Annotated in this window: 15 protein-coding genes; 12 read left to right on the top strand and 3 right to left on the bottom strand. The window is 44.8% G+C overall.

The window, feature by feature from the left end:
* Positions 1-44 precede the first annotated feature (44 nt).
* Positions 45-2,291 carry an LPS-assembly protein LptD gene (locus tag GTW09_RS09745; RefSeq protein WP_163111727.1) on the bottom strand — a complete coding sequence of 749 codons (2,247 nt, stop codon included), beginning with the start codon at positions 2,289-2,291 and terminating at the stop codon, positions 45-47.
* 418 nt (positions 2,292-2,709) lie between these two features.
* Here GTW09_RS09745 and djlA point away from each other — a divergent pair, with 418 nt between their 5' ends.
* From djlA to GTW09_RS09685, 12 genes are all read left to right on the top strand, one after another.
* Complete coding sequence (gene djlA, locus GTW09_RS09740; RefSeq protein WP_163111726.1) at positions 2,710-3,573, top strand: co-chaperone DjlA; 864 nt, start codon at positions 2,710-2,712, stop codon at positions 3,571-3,573.
* On the top strand, positions 3,574-4,500 hold the full coding sequence (xerD, locus tag GTW09_RS09735; RefSeq protein ID WP_163111725.1) for a site-specific tyrosine recombinase XerD: 927 nt from the start codon (positions 3,574-3,576) through the stop codon (positions 4,498-4,500).
* 204 nt (positions 4,501-4,704) lie between these two features.
* Positions 4,705-5,463: a bifunctional protein-disulfide isomerase/oxidoreductase DsbC gene (gene dsbC, locus GTW09_RS09730; RefSeq protein WP_163111724.1), complete on the top strand. Its 759-nt coding sequence runs from the start codon at positions 4,705-4,707 to the stop codon at positions 5,461-5,463.
* Positions 5,464-5,659: 196 nt separating this feature from the next.
* The gene (recJ, locus tag GTW09_RS09725) at positions 5,660-7,381 is read left to right on the top strand and encodes a single-stranded-DNA-specific exonuclease RecJ (protein ID WP_163111723.1); all 1,722 of its coding nucleotides are present in this window, start codon (positions 5,660-5,662) and stop codon (positions 7,379-7,381) included.
* Positions 7,382-7,433: 52 nt separating this feature from the next.
* On the top strand, positions 7,434-7,715 hold the full coding sequence (locus GTW09_RS09720) for a hypothetical protein (RefSeq protein WP_071978682.1): 282 nt from the start codon (positions 7,434-7,436) through the stop codon (positions 7,713-7,715).
* 15 nt (positions 7,716-7,730) lie between these two features.
* On the top strand, positions 7,731-8,441 hold the full coding sequence (gene recO, locus GTW09_RS09715) for a DNA repair protein RecO (protein WP_163111722.1): 711 nt from the start codon (positions 7,731-7,733) through the stop codon (positions 8,439-8,441).
* Between the two features lie 204 nt (positions 8,442-8,645).
* Positions 8,646-9,383 (top strand): pyridoxine 5'-phosphate synthase, encoded by a 738-nt coding sequence (gene pdxJ / locus GTW09_RS09710; RefSeq protein ID WP_163111721.1) that lies wholly within the window; start codon positions 8,646-8,648, stop codon positions 9,381-9,383.
* A gap of 63 nt (positions 9,384-9,446) precedes the next feature.
* Positions 9,447-9,827, top strand: a complete 381-nt coding sequence (acpS, locus tag GTW09_RS09705; RefSeq protein ID WP_071978685.1) for a holo-ACP synthase — start codon at positions 9,447-9,449, stop codon at positions 9,825-9,827.
* A 30-nt stretch (positions 9,828-9,857) separates the two neighbouring features.
* Positions 9,858-11,282 carry a 23S rRNA (uracil(1939)-C(5))-methyltransferase RlmD gene (gene rlmD / locus GTW09_RS09700; RefSeq protein WP_163111720.1) on the top strand — a complete coding sequence of 475 codons (1,425 nt, stop codon included), beginning with the start codon at positions 9,858-9,860 and terminating at the stop codon, positions 11,280-11,282.
* A gap of 21 nt (positions 11,283-11,303) precedes the next feature.
* Entirely contained in the window at positions 11,304-13,487 is a 2,184-nt protein-coding gene (relA, locus tag GTW09_RS09695) for a GTP diphosphokinase (RefSeq protein ID WP_163111719.1), read from the top strand.
* Positions 13,465-14,292, top strand: a complete 828-nt coding sequence (gene mazG / locus GTW09_RS09690; protein ID WP_163111718.1) for a nucleoside triphosphate pyrophosphohydrolase — start codon at positions 13,465-13,467, stop codon at positions 14,290-14,292. The genes relA and mazG overlap by 23 nt, the downstream gene beginning before the upstream one ends.
* Positions 14,293-14,448: 156 nt before the next feature.
* A complete protein-coding gene (locus tag GTW09_RS09685; protein WP_338024941.1) occupies positions 14,449-14,841 on the top strand; it encodes a YbaN family protein in 393 nt (130 codons plus the stop codon).
* A 71-nt stretch (positions 14,842-14,912) separates the two neighbouring features.
* Here the strand turns inward: GTW09_RS09685 and GTW09_RS09680 are convergent, their stop codons facing one another.
* Positions 14,913-16,079, bottom strand: coding sequence for a hydroxymethylglutaryl-CoA reductase (locus GTW09_RS09680; protein WP_071978689.1), 1,167 nt, complete (start codon positions 16,077-16,079; stop codon positions 14,913-14,915).
* A gap of 74 nt (positions 16,080-16,153) precedes the next feature.
* Positions 16,154-17,101 carry a type 2 periplasmic-binding domain-containing protein gene (locus tag GTW09_RS09675; RefSeq protein ID WP_163111717.1) on the bottom strand — a complete coding sequence of 316 codons (948 nt, stop codon included), beginning with the start codon at positions 17,099-17,101 and terminating at the stop codon, positions 16,154-16,156.
* Positions 17,102-17,319 lie beyond the last annotated feature (218 nt).

The raw sequence follows: 17,319 nt of genomic DNA, 5'->3' as shown, positions 1-17,319 counted from the left end.
TGGTTAATTGCATTAACACACACTTTTGTATGCGTAATTACGGGTTAATTTAAACTATAAGGCTGTCGATAGCCAAACATACCGTCTTCCAGCATGCTTCTTCGGCTCGCCATCGAGCCAATTCCTTTGAATATAAACTGTAGTGAAACCCCTGAATCGAAATCATCAGTGGTTTGTTCGCCGCTATCGTTGAATCGGTTGTTGAGCGTTCGCTGTGCTACAAGACGCACTGCCCAACAGCAAGACTCGTATTGAATGCCTGCATAGGTTTCAACACTGCGATTTCTCTCAAGATCCCGATAAGTTCTGCCAACCCATTGCCAGTTCTTAGCGATAGGCCAACTCGCCGATAGACCTATTTGATCAATAGTTTCACCACTTAAGTTGCGTACATACCGGTGGCTGAGTTGAAGAAAGCGAGACGCATCTTTTCGATATTCGATGCCCACACTGCTTAAATCAACCTTGTCGGTATCGGTGGTTACTTGTACATCGGAGTGAAAGTACCAGTTTTGATCAAAACGCCAATCTAACTCGGCGGCTAAAGCTGAACGATCTTGGTCTTTAGTTGCTGCTATTACTTTATTATCTTCAAGATAAAATATCTGACCCACACTTAGAACAAATTGTTCCCTATTGTTTTTATCTAACATTCGCGTGGTTGCGCCGACAGTGATTTGATTATTATCGTTAATACGGTCAAGGCCGGTAAATTCCTGTCCCCGAAAAAGACCTTCAACATCTGTAAGTAGTGCGGTTGAATCGTATAGACCGATAGCGGTTTGATCTTCATAAGAGGTGTATAAATACTGTACCTTTGGTTCAAAAGTCATCGAAAGCTCGTCATCAAACCACGAAGTATCTCTTTCAAAGTATAAAGCGCCGTAAAGTCTTGCTTGGCCTAGGCTACGCTCGACGTCCTCTTCAAGCTCGGTTCCCGCTACATTGTCCTGGCGGTAAACGGTTTGAAATAGTGTTGTCTCTGCTACTACTTCTCCCCATGCTGCACGTAGCGGCAAGGCGAGCGTTGGCGCTACGTGAAAACGAGTGGCAGTAGGGGCGGTTGTTAACGTGTTGTCAAAGTGGGCTAGCTCTGAATCAATGCTGAACTCAAAATAGCGCCCTAGCGCAGTGTTATAGTTGAGCTTTATTTGAGGTACTGCTCGGTAGCTATCTGCGGTGTCGCCTAGTACTTCGAAGTCTTTTACCTGTACATTGACTGACAAATTCTCAGAATAATAACTTAACCCCACGCTGCGATATAAATGTGTATCTGCGCGGCTGTAATAGTCTGAACCAAGGTCGAGAAGGTAGTTGTCGTCACTTAGACCGTTGAAATCGATATTCAATAGCCAGTTCTCGCCTATTAGGCCCTGATGCTCTAAACGATAAAAATATCGGTCTGGATTACCGCTTATATCGCTGTCGCTTGGAAGATATTCAACATAAGCCATTCCCTCACTTTTTTCGGTTAAATAGCGAAACTCGGTATTGAGTTGTAAGCCTCGCCGAGTCATTAACCTTGGTGAGATGGTCATGTCGTAGTTTGGGGCAATATTCCAATAAAATGGCTGAGTATAGTCGACCCCAGTTCTACTCGAGCTGGTTAGCTCGGGAAAAAGTAATCCTGTTTGACGTTCATTACTTACAGGAAATGCAAAATACGGCAGGTAAAAAACAGGCACATCAGCAATATAGAAACGGGTGTGTTTGGCTTGGCCCCACGCAGTGCCTTTTTCTAAACTGATTTCACTAGCCCTAATTAACCAGTCTTCGCTACCTTGTGGGCAAGTGGTAAAGCTTACCTCTTTTAGAACAATACCTGTGTTGGTATCTAATAGGATATCTTTCGCAGCACCTTGTCCCACAAAGCCAGTGAGTTGATACTTTGTGTTTGTCATCTCTAAACGCTCTTCTTCAGAACGCAAAGAAACGGTATCGCTTTGCACTTTCAGGGATTCGTCTTGATAGGTAACGTCGCCTTTGGCTATTAAATCTTTACCGCCGCTGTTTACTTGAGCTTGAGATGCACTTATCACTGCTGCGTCTGAGGTAATGTCTACGTTGCCAGAAAACAGGGCAACTTTATTCTCAATAATCTCAGTGCGGTTAGCTTCAACTTTTATGTGGCCTTTTTGCATCAGTTGTTTGCTGCTGAACGCCACGGGCTCTACACCACAAAACGCCATTGGATCTATAGCGGGAGCGGGTTGAGATACGGTTGTATCCTGTGCGGAAGCGACGACAGGCAAAAGTGTCGCGCAAACTAGCAAGGCGCAGGTGTTTTTCATGCGTAAAAAGGCGGCCTGTTAAATAATATGATGTGTTAAACCCCGTGTAAGACGCCAAAGGTCTTTTTAAGTTCGGTGCCGTGTTGTTAAAACTGTTGGCTTCAGACGTTTGAAAAACGCGGCAAACCTGTGCTTGAGGCAACCAACATTTGTTTATTGACGACAGCCGGTCAATTCTAAGCACTTCTGTAACAATTACCAACCGTTGGACAAAAAAAACAGCGAAATAGTAGATATTTTGAGCTGATTTAGACATTTACCCCTGTTGTGACCTCAATAGGCTTGAGAACACTCGAAACATTACTACTTCAATGTGTGTAGGTCTTTGGTATAGTTATTCCACTGTACGGTGACAAATTAGAGCAGTAGCGAGGGTATAAGCGCTTGCATTTGCTGCATTACGGGAGAGAAAAATTTAATGTCTTTTTGGGGTAAGGTTCTCGGAGCCCTTTTCGGTTTCATGTTTTTAAAGATTCCCGGTGCGATATTAGGGCTTGTGGTTGGTCATTTCTTTGATAAAGCGTACAGCCAAGATTTTAATCACATGGGTGGTTTTGGGCGGTTTTTCAGTGATAAGAACTCTCTTAAGCAGCAGGCGATATTTTTTCATAGTCTTTTTAGCGCGTTAGGCCACCTTGCCAAATCTGATGGGAAGGTAACTGACAGAGAAATTCAGATTGCCACTGCGTTAATGGACGATATGCAGTTATCTGGCGACGCCCGCCGTGAGGCTCAAGATGCGTTTAGAGAGGGCAAAGCACGAGATTTTCCGCTCAACGATATGCTTAAAGGCTTTTATGATGCCAGTCATGGCAGACGAGATATACTGCAAGTATTTTTAGAAATATTGATACAAGCCGCATTTGCAGACGGGCAATTGTCGCAAGAAGAATATACTGTCTTAGAAAAAGTGGCTAAGCCACTAGGTTTTAGGCGTCGCGACCTTGACTACTTAATCTCTATGTATGAAGCCGAAATTCGTTTCCGTCAGCGTCAAGGTCAGCAAGGGCAGACAAACAGTAACCGCAAACGCCAGCATTCAGACCAGCAGCAGACTTATTCTGCTCAGCAAACCCTCGACGATGCTTATCGTATTCTCGGTGTTGACGCATCCGATGATGAGAAAGTGATTAAACGTGCTTATCGCAAACGGATGTCAGAGCATCACCCAGATAAACTAGTTTCAAAAGGGTTGCCAGAGCAAGCCATGGAGATAGCAAAAAAGAAGGCGCAAGATATTCAATCAGCGTATGAGTTAATTAAACAGCGTCGTGGCTTTTAAATGACCAACAAAAACCGTGAACTCACTTACGTACCAGCTGCAAGTCAGTCTCACATAGACGGTTTTATAGAAATGCTTTGGTTGGAGAAGGGGCTATCGGAGCACACGCAGCAAAGCTACCGAACCGATTTAAATAAGTTGGCGATTTATGCCAATAATCAGGGCGTAAAAGACCTATCTATTTTAACCACTGAACAATTGCAAGATTACCTCGCATACCGCTATGAAAAAGGGCTGTCTAGTAGAAGTACCCAACGCGCGCTGAGCGCCATACGGTCGTTTTTTGTTTATCTGATTGCAAAACAAATAAGAGTAGATAGCCCGGTTTCTACACTTTCTAACCCTAAAACGTTAAAAGCACTGCCGACGTCGTTAAGTGAGCAGCAGGTAGAAGATTTGTTGGCCGCACCGTTAACTGACGATCCCATCGAGTGTCGTGATAAAAGCATGCTTGAAGTGCTGTATGCCACTGGGCTTCGAGTAAGCGAATTAATTGGGCTTACCATGGATCAAATCAGTTTGCAGCAAGGTGTAGTAAGAGTTGTGGGTAAGGGTGATAAGGAGCGACTAGTACCGCTAGGTGAAGAAGCAATTGAGTGGCTCATCACCTACATCAAAACTGCAAGACCAATTTTGGCAAATAAACAATCGGATGTGGTGTTTTTAAGCCGGCGTGGGCAAAAGATGACAAGACAAACATTTTGGCATCGCATTAAATATTATGCTGTAAAAGCTGGTATAGAGCAGCATCTATCGCCCCATACATTGCGCCATGCATTTGCAACTCATTTGTTAAATCACGGTGCAGATCTCAGGGTAGTACAAATGCTATTGGGGCACAGTGATTTATCAACAACACAAATTTATACCCATGTGGCGACTGAGCGATTACAAACGCTCATCCATAGCCACCACCCTCGAGGTTAATCTTTTTTGCAAAAGCTGCAAAATCTGTAAAAGAGGTAAAAGTAGCGACAAACGGTTGCCCATGCCTACCTTAACTTCTCTTGTGTATGTTAGTCTTCAACCATTGTATTCGCGCTGAAAAACAAAGTTGCCTCAGAGATGAAACGAAATCGAGTTTTCTCCGGTCTTTTCTTTTTAAGTAAAGAGTGAAACGCGCAACGTTAAATGAAAAATTGGCTAGCCAATGTGGAGTATTTTAAAGTGAAAGTAGTAAAACAGATTGCAGTAAATAGTCTTGCCTTAGCGGCACTCATGGTAGGCAGTTTCACCCATGCCGCAGACGATGCTGCAATTCAACAGAAGCTCAATACGGTGCTTGGCTTAGAGGTTGAGTCGGTGGCCGATTCTCCGGTACCTGGTTTGGTGCAGGTTTCTACCGATCGCGGTTTTTTCTACATTAGCGACGATGGCCAGTTTCTTTTACAAGCTGTTGTTTTAAATATCGATGAAGGCATGCGAAACGAAACCGAAGTTGCCATGACAGCGTTAAGGTTAGAAGGAGTTAAAAAAATGGCGCCTTCAGCAATTACGTTTAAAGCTAAAAACGAGAAACACGTAATTTCAGTGTTTACCGATATTTCCTGCGGTTATTGCCGTAAACTGCACAATGAAATTGGCGAGTTGAATGACAAGGGGATCACCGTAAATTACTTGGCTTTTCCTCGAGCAGGCCTAAACAGCGAAAACTATGAAGAAATGGTTTCGGTGTGGTGTGCTGCTAACCCTCAGCGGGCACTTACTAACGCTAAAGCTGGTGAATCTGTTGACTCTGCATCTTGCAATAACAAGGTGGCGGAGCAGTACATGTTAGGTCAAAAGCTAGGGGTAAGAGGAACGCCAAACATAATCTTACCTGATGGCTCGGTGATCCCTGGCTATCAGCCGGCAGACGCAATTGTTGACGTGTTAAATCAAGCCGGGTAATTAAACTCTATCGTTCAGCCGAAACAATAGAGAATGATATAAATAATTGGGTGTGCGTAAATTTATGCACACCCTTCACGCCCTAAGCAGACACCCCCTGACTTGCTGAAATGAGCGCCGCGCGTCTTGTACCCATTTTGTCCAGTGCGTTAGAATTGCGCGTTAAGCATAACCTTTTATTAAAAAACGGTCCCTCATGATATTGCCTATTGTGCGCCGCGAAGTTAGCGGTGCGATGTTGAGTTCACAGTTACACCCCGTTATCGATAGAATTTATAGAGGTCGAAATGTTCAGCACCCGGATGAACTTGAGCATGGTCTTAAGGGGTTATTGCATTACAATGAGCTAAAGGGGATGACTGCAGCGGCATCTCTTCTTGCTAATGCCATACAGCAAAATAAACGCATTATTATCGTCGGCGATTTTGATGCAGATGGAGCAACCAGTATTGCGGTATGTCTGCTTTCTATGCGCGCAATGGGCTTCAACAACATTGATTATCTAGTGCCAAATCGTTTTGACTTTGGGTATGGGCTTAGCGTGCCGATAGTGGATGTTGCAATAGAAAATGGGGCAGATGTTATCGTTACTGTCGATAATGGCATTTCTTGCCTTGAAGGTGTGGCGCATGCTAAGGCGCAGGGCTTGCAGGTTGTCGTTACCGACCACCATCTACCTGGTGAATCTCTTCCAATTGCCGACGCTATTGTCAATCCCAACCAGCCTGGCTGTAATTTCCCCTCTAAAAATGTGGCCGGGGTTGGCGTTGCTTTCTATATTATGCTGGCGATTAAAGCAGAACTACAGCAGCGAGGCTATTTTCAGGAAGCAGCCATTCCACCACCGAATCTAGCCTCACTGCTCGACATTGTGGCCATAGGCACGGTAGCCGATGTGGTTGTGCTGGATAGAAATAATCGTATTTTGGTTCATCAAGGGTTGCAGCGTATTCGAGCGGGAAAATGCAGACCGGGTATCAAGGCGCTAGTTGAAGTGGCGAATAGAGAATGTGCCCATCTTACATCCACCGATTTAGGATTTGTGGTTGGTCCTCGCCTTAACGCTGCCGGACGACTTGATGATATGTCCCAAGGTATCGCTTGCTTATTGGAAGATGACAAAATTCAAGCCCGCATGATAGCCGCAGAGCTTGATGCACTTAATAAAGAGCGCCGGGAAATAGAATCGGGTATGAAAGAACAAGCCGAACAGGCGCTTGAAAAAATGTCTATTGATGAGGGCGATATACCTGCTGCGCTGGTGGTGTATCGAGCCGATTTTCATCAGGGGGTTATCGGTATTGTAGCGGGGAGACTTAAAGAGAAATATTTAAAGCCTGTCATTGCCTTTGCTCATCAAGATGATGAGGTGATAAAAGGGTCTGCACGCTCTATTCCTGGCGTACACATTCGCGATGTTCTAGATGAGGTAAACACCCGCTACCCCGGCGTTATTGATAAGTTTGGTGGTCATGCCATGGCTGCGGGCTTGAGCCTTGGTGTGGAAAAGCTTGCTGAATTTGAAAAAGCTTTCAGTGAGGTGACTAAGGCCCACATGGCGAAAATGGAAACCGCCCATGCATTGCTGTCTGATGGTGATTTAAGTAGTGAGGAGCTGTCACTGTCCTTTGCTCATTTGCTGCGTCAATCGGGACCGTTTGGTCAAGGTTTTGAGTCTCCACTGTTTGATGGCGAGTTTGAAATCGTTGATCAGCGTATAGTGGGGCAAAAACACCTTAAAATGGTGGTAAAGCCTGCTCATGGTAACGAGATTGATGCCATTGCATTTAACGTAGATATCAAAAAGTGGCCTGACGCTATGGTGAAAAGTGTTCAATTAGCCTATAGACTTGATATTAATGTTTTCAGGGGCCAAGAGTCTGTGCAGTTAATTGTTGAGCAGATAGAAGCGGTATGATTTGCACCAAAACGTTTTGCGATATGGTTTTAAAGTAAAGGATTAATAGCAGGTGAAAAGCGAAAAAGAAAAGCTAATTGCAAAACACAGCCAGCTAAATCAGACCGACAATGCCAAAGTTGTTTCTCACGTGCAGCGCGAAGAGAAAGACGGAGAGTGGTTGCGCCATACCATAATGCTTGAAGGTATAGACGTTCCCTTTATCTATCGACGCAAACAAAAATATCAAAGCCTTGTTGGTGCGAGAGTGAATATTACTTATTATCGGCACATAGAAGAGGTGGCTGGTATCGAATTTGAAACCATGAAGGTGGTTCGGATAAAGCGCAGCTAACGAGGCCTAACAATAATGAATACTGACTGGCTTACAGCTTATGTGCTTCACCGTCGCCCTTACAGAGAGACCAGTTACATTGTCGATTTTTTTACCCTAGAAGAAGGCAGGGTCAGCGCCGTTGCAAAGGGTGTTAAAAACAGTAAGTCAGATAAAAAAAGCCTGCTTCAACCCTTTCAAGCATTGCGCCTGCAGCTAAGCGGTAAGTCAGAGCTTAAAAATTTGCGTCACGTCGAAAGTACAGCGCCTTCCATTATTCTTCCCGGCACGGCTTTGTTTTGTGCCATGTATGTCAATGAGCTATGCAATCGGATAATGCCCGCGGGGTTAGCGAGCGACTTAGTGTTTGATGCTTATCAGCAAGCACTGGCATCGCTGAGTGATGCCGTAGATGTTGAGGTTACGCTGCGGCAATTTGAATTTGCGCTTCTTGATGAAATGGGCCTGTTACCCGATTTTACCCTTGACGTTGAATACGAGCTTCCTATCGAGGCAGGGCGCTTGTATAACTTCGAGCCAGAAGTTGGATTTGTGGTTATTCCTGAAGACATTACTCATTTGCGAGGCTTCCCTGGCGAGGCGTTACTGGCACTGGCGCATGGTGAATTTACACCCTTGAGTAAACGTGTTGCCAAAGTGCTTTGTCGTGACTTACTGCGCCCCCTTATTGGTGATAAACCGCTAAAAAGTAGAGAGTTGTTCAGTAGAATTTCACCTAAGCGGTAATTACAGCTGTGACTAAATCGGCAACTAAATCGGCAACTAAATCGGCAAAAACTGGCGACGTAAAACCGCTGTCAGTTCGAAGTTCATGTCGAAAAGAGCACGGGTAAAAGAAATTATTTTCCTTTAACACAAGCTGTTAGCAACCTCACATGCCGTAAAAATTTGATACACTCCATCTGATTATTTTACTTATAAGGCGGGTTTATGAGCTCAATTTTGTTAGGCGTCAACATTGACCATATTGCAACACTAAGAAATGCGCGTGGTACACACTATCCAGATCCTGTGCATGCCGCGGACATTGCAGAGCGAGCTGGGGCAGATGGTATTACTGTGCACTTGCGAGAGGATCGTCGTCATATTAAAGATAGAGACGTTCGTATTCTGGCTCAAACTATTAATACTCGCCTGAATTTAGAAATGGCGGTAACCGATGAGATGCTCGCTATTGCCGAAGAGGTTAAGCCTGTATTTTGCTGTTTAGTACCAGAGAAGCGTGAAGAGCTTACCACCGAAGGTGGATTAGACGTTGCGGGAAACCTTGATGTAATGAAAGCTGCTTGTGAGCGCCTAGCCGCTGCAGATATACAGGTGTCGTTGTTTATCGATGCAGATAAAACTCAAATTGATGCCGCGGTAGCGTGCAAAGCGCCTTATATTGAAATTCATACAGGTCAGTATGCGGACGCTACTAACGAGAAGCAGCAAGCCGAAGAGCTCGCTCGCTTAGTTGAAGGGATAGAGTACGCAGACAGCTTAGGGCTAAAAGTAAATGCTGGACACGGTTTGCATTATCACAACGTAAAACCTATTGCGGCAATTAAGCAGTTAATTGAGCTCAATATTGGTCACGCGATCATAGCTCGAGCTGCATTTGATGGCTTACATACTGCTGTTGCCGATATGCGTAAACTTATGCTGGAAGCCAGAGCGGGGCTATAGAAACAATGCGTAAAGTGCTAGCTTTTGGGTAGCACTTTGAGTCCGTAAAAGAGGGAGCTCATCATGGCTATTGTAGGCCTAGGAACAGATATCGTTGAAATTGCGCGGTTAGGTAAAAATGATGGAGCTATGCAACGACTCGCAAAGCGCATTTTAACTGATAACGAGCTAGAGCAATTTCAACAGCATAAACAGCCAAACCGGTTTCTTGCAAAGCGATTTGCGGCTAAAGAAGCGGCGGTGAAAGCGTTAGGCACAGGTATTGGCAATGGCATTAGTTGGCAACATATCGAAGTTCAAAATAATGACCTTGGTGCGCCAGCGTTAACGTTCAGTGGTGAGTTTGCTAAGCAGTGTGAGTTACGTCATATTTCAAACAGTGTGATCAGTATTTCAGACGAGCAGCACTATGCCGTTGCCACAGTTATTCTAGAATCAATATAAAACATAAATTACTTTCTCACCGGAGTTCCCTTGTCACAGTTTAATAAGCCCTCAAAAGGTAGTCGCAAAAGTGGGCGTTTTAAATCTCCAACGCTGAAACGAAAAACCAGTGCTAATGAACAAGTTGCCAATCTTCGTTTTAGCAATAAAAACAAAATCCAAGATACGTCCGCTGATAAGAAACAGTTAGAAGTATTAATAGACAGCTTAGACTGGATGGGACAGGGCGTGGCGCGCACTACACCCGTTCATTTTGTTGAGGGGGCGCTGCCGGGAGAGTTATGCCACATCGCTATTACCCAGGCCAAAAAAAATGTGATAAGCGGAAAGGCAATTTCAATTGCTCAGCCAAGTGATTGTAGAGTTGAACCCTTTTGCCCTGTTTTTAATCAATGTGGTGGCTGCCAGCTGCAGCACATTGAGCAAAGCGCTGCACTTTCTCAACGAGATGATGCACTTAGAACAATGCTGGAACACCAGCTTGGCATGGAAAAAAGCGTTTGGCAGAGGCCTCTTGAGGGGGATAAGCCCGCTTACCGTCGCAAGGCTCGTTTGGCTATAGATGCTAGACGTGAGGGCGATGTCAAACTTGGGTTTCGCGCTCAATCAAGCAATGACATTGTAGATGTAGAGTCTTGCCCTGTATTGGTGACGGAACTTAGCAAGCTTATTGCACCGCTACGGGAATTGGTATCTTCTTGCGAAAGCAGCATGCATATCGGTCACATCAGTTTGCTAGCGGGTGATAATGTGTCTCAGGTGACAATTAAACACACCAAAGCACTTAGCCCAGAATTGTATAGTGCGTTGGTATTGTTTGGTGAAAAACACAGCGTGAATATCGCTCTTGAAAATAAAAAAGGGCGATTCAACCTTATTCACCTTGTAGCCCCCTTAGTGATAAACAGTTACGATGGCTACACGTTAAGTCCAGCACCCAATGATTTTGTACAGGTAAACGAGCAAGTTAATAATAAGATGATTGAACAGGCACTGGCTTGGCTCGACCCTCAGCCGCAAGAGCGAATAGCCGACTGGTTCAGCGGTCTTGGTAACTTTACGTTATCACTGGCAAAACGCGGCGCCATTGTTCAGGCCGTGGAAGGGGTGGCAGAAATGGTGCAACGGGCACAAGAAAATGCTCACAAGCAGGGCGTTGATAGTGTTCAGTGGCGGCATCTTGATTTGAGTAATAAAGCAGATGTAGAAAGTGCGCTAGGCCATGGCTTTGACAAAGTACTTTTAGATCCCTCAAGAGAGGGGGCGTTAACCGTTTGTCAGGCGCTAGGTAATGCCAAGCCGAAGTCAATAGTGTACGTTTCTTGCAACCCTAGTACGTTTGCAAGAGATGCTGCGGTATTGATACAAGGAGGATATCAAATGAAAAAGGCGGGAGCAGTAGAGATGTTTCCTTTTACCCATCACATGGAAATGATGGCTCTTTTCACACGTTAGCAGTGGCAGTGGGTTACGGACATGGTATCAACAAGAAAGGTACATGAGGCAAAAAGGCCTCCCTTTGAAGTATGGCTGGATAGCTTAGCGATTCAAGAGCATACCAAAGAAAAATTAAGCGCGGTCTCTGCCATGCCAGAGCGCTTGCTGGTGGGCCAAGAGATGGTAGAAATACTCTGCCAGCTCAATATGGACGACGTCACTCTTCAAGCTGCACTGGTGTTTCCTTATTGCGAACAGCACGCATTAAATGAAGACGATATTTGCGATGAGTTTGGTGCAGAGATAAAAGATCTCATTATCGGCGTTCGCAGAATGGATGCGATAAAGTCGCTTCATGCACGCAAAATAAGTAGCAAAGAGCATCCAGACGCCAGTGATGAGCAACATACAGACAGCATTCGTAGAATGTTGCTGGCTATGGTTGAAGACGTGCGAGCTGTGGTAATTAAAATGGCCGAGCGAATATGCGCACTGCAGCAAGCAAAGCTGGCCGATGAAGAAACTCGGGTAATGGTTGCCAGAGAGTGTTCCAGCATTTATGCGCCATTGGCTAATCGTTTGGGTATAGGACAGTTAAAATGGGAGCTTGAAGACCTCGCTTTCCGTTATCTTCACCCGGTAACTTACAAGCAAATAGCAAAGCAGTTAGATGGCAAGCGCAAAGAGCGGGCCGACTATATCGATGCTATTGTGGGCGACTTACAGCAAATACTGAATAACGAGAACATTCGCGCTGAGGTATATGGCCGACCAAAACATATTTTCAGCATTTGGAAAAAAATGCAGAAAAAGCGGCTTACTTTTGAGCAGTTGTTTGATATTCGAGCGGTTCGAATTATTGCTGAGAGGCTACAAGACTGCTACGCCGCGTTAGGCACTGTTCACGCTAATTACAAGCACTTACCCAATGAATTCGATGATTACATAGCAACACCAAAACCCAATGGCTATCAATCTATACATACGGTGGTGTTAGGGCCAGAAGGAAAGGCCATAGAAATTCAAATTCGTACGCAGCAAATGCATCAAGATGCAGAGCTAGGTGTGGCTGCCCACTGGAAATACAAAGAGGGCAGCGCAGGTAAACAGTCAGGTTACGATGAAAGAATAAACTGGTTACGCCGCATTCTGGCGTGGCAAGAAGAGGTGGCTGAATCTGGTGACTTAGTTGAGGAGCTGCGAAGCCAAGTCTTCGACGATAGGGTGTATGTATTTACGCCGAAGGGCGATGTGATCGATTTGCCACAGGGGTCAACTCCTCTCGATTTTGCCTATTACATTCACAGTAATGTAGGTCATCGCTGCAATGGTGCAAAAATAAATGGCAGGATCGTCCCCTTTACCTACTTGCTTCAAAGTGGCGATCAAGTAGAAGTGCTAACAGGCAAAGAACTCAACCCTAGTCGAGATTGGATGCACCCAGGCTTGGGATACGTTCATTCTACTCGCGCTAGAGCCACCATTCACTCGTATTTTAAAAAGCAGGATAGGGAAAAGAACCTCGCCGCCGGAAAAGAGTTATTAGAGCGAGAGCTTCACAGGGCGCACTTGCCTTTAAAAATACCCAGCGAAGCCTGTGAGAAATTTAACCTGCAAACTAAAGACGACTTGTATACAGCGGTAGGTGGTGGCGACGTTCGTGTTATGCAGGTGGTTAATTTTATACACCATTTACAAGAGCCTATTCAGCCTGAGCCAGAAATAAGTCCTAAGGTTAAAACCCGTAAAACCGCCGCAGGCACAGGCAAGAAAGATGCGGTTGTGGTGCAGGGCGTTGGCCACTTAATGAGTCAGTTGGCAAATTGCTGCAAGCCGGTGCCTGGTGAGCCTATTATGGGTTACATAACGCAAGGTCGTGGCGTAAGTGTGCACAAAGAAAGTTGTGACCAGCTGCAGCATTTGTTGATACAACACCCCGAGCGTCAAATAGAAGTTAACTGGTCGCAAGAGTTAAAAGTAGGCTTTGAGGCGGGTATTGATATTTACTGTCACGATAGAACAGGGCTACTGAGAGACATTACAACGGTTCTGGCTAACGAAAATGTCCCGCTACTGGGCGTAAATAGTTTGAGCGATAAGAATAGGCAAACTGCGTTAATTACAATATCAATAGAAGTGATAGATTTAGACACGCTTTCAAAAGTGATTACGCGCTTACGCCAGCTTAAAGGAGTAACAGATGCCAGAAGAAAACAAAACTAGTTTGTCTGGCTTAAATCGCTTGCTCTCTATCATGGAATCATTGCGCGATAAGGAAAATGGTTGCCCTTGGGATCAAGAGCAAACAATGCAATCGTTAACCCGCTTTACCATTGAAGAGGCCTACGAAGTTGTCGATGCCATTGCTAAAGGCAATAGCGACGATATTCGTGATGAACTTGGCGACCTTCTATTTCAAATTGTATTTTATGCTCATATTGCTCAGGAAGAAGGCGAATTTGATTTCAACGATGTGGCTAACGCCATAAGTGACAAGCTGGTTCGCCGGCATCCTCACGTATTCTCAAAGACAAGTGCCTCGGCGCTTTCTCAGGAGGCACTAGCGCTTCAGTGGGATGCAATTAAAGCGCAAGAAAAAGCAGAGAAAAGAGCAAATAATGCATCAGGGCTTCTTGGCGATGTGCCAACAGGTTTGCCCGCACTCATGTACGCGCAAAAGCTGCAGAAAAAGTGCGCCAGAGTAGGTTTTGACTGGCCTAATGCACTTCCTGTGTTAGACAAGGTTGAAGAAGAAGTGGGTGAAATACGCCAAGAGCTAGAAGCTGAAACGCGCAGCAAAGCTGCCATAGAAGAAGAAATTGGCGACGCACTTTTTGCAATGGTGAATTTAGCGAGGCACTGCAATGTTGATGCAGACACTGCTTTGCGAAAAGCAAGCCAAAAGTTTGCTAACCGCTTTAGTGCAGTTGAAGCATTAGCCTTAGATAAGCATCAATCTCTCGAAGAACTATCATTAGCCGAGCTAGAAGCGCTGTGGTGTAAAGCAAAGACGAGAGAAAAAAGTTAATTACATACCTGTATTTTAAATCTCGTGCTACGCTAATAAATAACAACAGTTAAAGCCAGTCTAGAGCTTATCTCTCAGGTCCTGCTATTTATTGCAGTGCAGATTGTCTTTTAGTGCTGTATCAATTGCTAATTTGTACTGTTTTAAGGGGTGTTAGTGAGCATTAGCATCGTAGATAAAATAAGTAGGCCAGTTTTTACTGCGCTGGGCGTATTTTTTACGCTACTAGGCATTATTGGTGCTTTTCTTCCCGTAATGCCCACTACTGTGTTTCTTATAGGCGCGCTTTACTGCTTTACACGCTCATCGCCAAAACTTGAGCAGTGGCTGCTAAATCATCCAAAGTACGGTGCTACATTAAGCGCATGGCAAAAAAATGGGGCCATATCAAAACGCACTAAGTGCATTGCCTGTTGCAGCATGCTACTTAGTTTTATCGCTTTCTGTGTTTTTGTGAATGCGCCTATTTATGCCCATGGAGGTGTAGCTTTATTTATGGGGATAGGCGCCTATTTTGTTATAACCCGGCCAGATTCAATCAAAGTTTAGTGCTCAGAGCCTAACTTAAGCACTGCAAGCCTAAGCACTGCCACCATATAGTCAGGCCTGAGATTCAGTATTTATCGGTTTCTGCCCAACTTTTCATGGCTAGAAACCCATTCGTCAGCAACAACTGCTGATCCAAGTGAAAGCTCTCCACATAACACCGTCGCCGCAACTATCTCCGCAAATTTGTTCACTTTCCCTTTCCCTGTACAACCTAACACTTCTAGGCATTCGTGCTGAGTAGCTAAACCAGTTCCCCCGCCGTAGGTAGCAACGATAAGAGAAGGAATGGTGACTGAGAAATAGTAATCACCATTAGGCAAAATTTCTGCATAGGTAAAGCCAGCAGAAGACTCTGCAACATTGGCCACATCCTGGCCGCAGGCAATGAACATTGCGGTAATGCCATTGGCAAAGTGAGCGCCGTTATTAACACTACCTGCCATAAACGCGCCCATGTTTGAGTACTGGCGTTGTTTAAAAAGTGCTTCCGGTGGACAGTGCATAATGTCTGTCATTAATTGCTTAGGTAATGTAATTTCAGCAACTACTCGTTTCCCTCGGGTATGCAAAGAATTTAAATGAGAGTGTTTTTTATCTGTGTCCATATTGGCTGCTAATACAAAGTGTTCTACCTTGCCGGGGTAGTTCTCCAATATCCAATCGCAGCCCGCTTTAGTTGCCCTGCTAACCATGTTCTGACCTGCCGCATCGCCACAGGTAAAATTAAAGCGAAGCCAGCGTAGTTTCGAAACCGCATGCTGCTCGATATCCCTTAACTGGCCAACTTTCGTCGTTTCTTCGCTAGCCTGCTTGATGGTATCAAAGTGCTGAATAACCCACTTTCCAAATGCTAATGCTTCTCTTGCGTCTGCAAATGCAAACATAGGAGCGCGCTGCATAGCGTCATCAATAACAGTTGTTGTAATTCCTCCAGCTTCTCGCGTTAAGCGCATACCTCTGCTGTAACTAGCCACCAATGTACCTTCTGTAGTGGCCATAGGAACATAAAATTCACCCTCTGCCGTCTCTCCGTTCACTAACATAGGACCGGCGAATCCAATAGGAACTTGGGCTACGCCAGTGAAGTTTTCTATGTTTCCAGCAAGTGATTCTGGCGAAATTGAGAAGTGACCCACGTTAGAAAGTGACGCTTTGGTTTGCGTTTCAATAAAATCTCGTCGCTGCTCGCTCATGGCTGCGGAGTAATCTTGAGTTGAAGAGCGTGGTATTTTTGGCATGAGCGTTCCCTTTTTTGTTTTAGGTATCATGAAAGCAACAGGGGTGTTTTGGAACTGAAAAACGGTTATATATACTAATCACTGCTATCTATTGCTAGAGACATATAGCCCATCTCTTTTTCCATTGCTTTTACGGCAAGCTCGGGTGTATTAATCCAGTCGGCATAATTGAGCTGATAAGAAATAAGAGGATTATTTAACTTGTGCACAAGCCTATTGGTATCGTTAACGATCTCGTTGGCTAACTGGTGTGTCTCAATGCTATTGAATATTTGTGCTAGTTCGCCAGACTTAATTAATCTGATAAGCCCAAGACGTATCCTGTCCGCTAAGGCTTGTCTGTCTCCACGGACAAAAAAATACTCATAGTTAGGGTAAGAAAGTAGATGACGGCCCTCAATGGTGAGTTTTTTGCTGTTTAGCCGGCGTATACCATCGTGAATTTCAATGACGTTACGCGGGAATCCGTCAACAACATCACGTTCTACTAGCAAGTACATAGATGTAAACCATGTGCTCCAAGTTTCGCCTATCACGCCAAATCCGTTGGCTTCAAGTATTGTAAAATCAGGCCAGTCTGCACCTTGAACAAATTGTTTTTGTTTAAGCTCATCAAGGGAGGCTGCGCGCTGAAACTCGGTTTGCTTAGCAGGGTTGACCACAAAAACGCGATGCCCAGAATAGCCTCTCAGAAGTGGTAAACGCACAGGTATGAGTTTTTCTTCTCGCGACTGGCTTGTAACGCTCCACATAACATCCGCTTTGCCATTGAGTAGAGTGCGCATTTGCCTGCTCTGCGACATGGGCTGTGGATGCAATTTTAGTGTGGTATCTCCGTATTCAGGAGTTACGTCAAGTGCTCTTTTTAATACCGTTATTTGGTATTCCCCGTAAGTATCATCAGCGAACGCGCGGGTTAGAACTACTGTATTATCAGGCGACGAAGATGCGATAGCCGCGTTAGTTAAAGCAGTGCTTGCAGCGATGCTTAGTAGTAAAAATGCTTTGATGGCGATATTCATTATTATTTTTTTATTTGTTTTATTTGGGTACTGGCAACTAAGTTTGGGTTGTATAAATTTAGAGCAGATAAACATTATCTTATGTTTTTGCAAAAGTCATGGTTTGATGCAGAAAAACTGTGCATTTTTTCACGGTAGGGGGTTCGCATTTGCTATAAAATCTGTATAATTCGCGCCCTGCCCAGTTACGCCCACCTTTGGGAAGGTGGAAGAATCAG

The sequence above is a fragment of the Alteromonas hispanica genome, assembly GCF_010500915.1.
In the GTDB taxonomy this organism is placed as follows: domain Bacteria; phylum Pseudomonadota; class Gammaproteobacteria; order Enterobacterales; family Alteromonadaceae; genus Alteromonas; species Alteromonas hispanica.
Note: the sequence above shows the minus strand (reverse complement) of the source record. Positions and strands in the feature narration are given on the sequence as shown.

What these genes read in the sequence shown, in the direction of transcription:
- GTW09_RS09680 (WP_071978689.1), bottom strand. Translation starts at nt 16,079, where the DNA reads ATGCCAAAAATACCACGCTCTTCAACTCAAGATTACTCCGCAGCCATG.
- dsbC (WP_163111724.1), top strand. Translation starts at nt 4,705, where the DNA reads ATGAAAAATTGGCTAGCCAATGTGGAGTATTTTAAAGTGAAAGTAGTA.
- acpS (WP_071978685.1), top strand. Translation starts at nt 9,447, where the DNA reads ATGGCTATTGTAGGCCTAGGAACAGATATCGTTGAAATTGCGCGGTTA.
- pdxJ (WP_163111721.1), top strand. Translation starts at nt 8,646, where the DNA reads ATGAGCTCAATTTTGTTAGGCGTCAACATTGACCATATTGCAACACTA.
- recO (WP_163111722.1), top strand. Translation starts at nt 7,731, where the DNA reads ATGAATACTGACTGGCTTACAGCTTATGTGCTTCACCGTCGCCCTTAC.
- xerD (WP_163111725.1), top strand. Translation starts at nt 3,574, where the DNA reads ATGACCAACAAAAACCGTGAACTCACTTACGTACCAGCTGCAAGTCAG.
- GTW09_RS09675 (WP_163111717.1), bottom strand. Translation starts at nt 17,101, where the DNA reads ATGAATATCGCCATCAAAGCATTTTTACTACTAAGCATCGCTGCAAGC.
- djlA (WP_163111726.1), top strand. Translation starts at nt 2,710, where the DNA reads ATGTCTTTTTGGGGTAAGGTTCTCGGAGCCCTTTTCGGTTTCATGTTT.
- relA (WP_163111719.1), top strand. Translation starts at nt 11,304, where the DNA reads ATGGTATCAACAAGAAAGGTACATGAGGCAAAAAGGCCTCCCTTTGAA.
- GTW09_RS09745 (WP_163111727.1), bottom strand. Translation starts at nt 2,291, where the DNA reads ATGAAAAACACCTGCGCCTTGCTAGTTTGCGCGACACTTTTGCCTGTC.
- recJ (WP_163111723.1), top strand. Translation starts at nt 5,660, where the DNA reads ATGATATTGCCTATTGTGCGCCGCGAAGTTAGCGGTGCGATGTTGAGT.
- mazG (WP_163111718.1), top strand. Translation starts at nt 13,465, where the DNA reads ATGCCAGAAGAAAACAAAACTAGTTTGTCTGGCTTAAATCGCTTGCTC.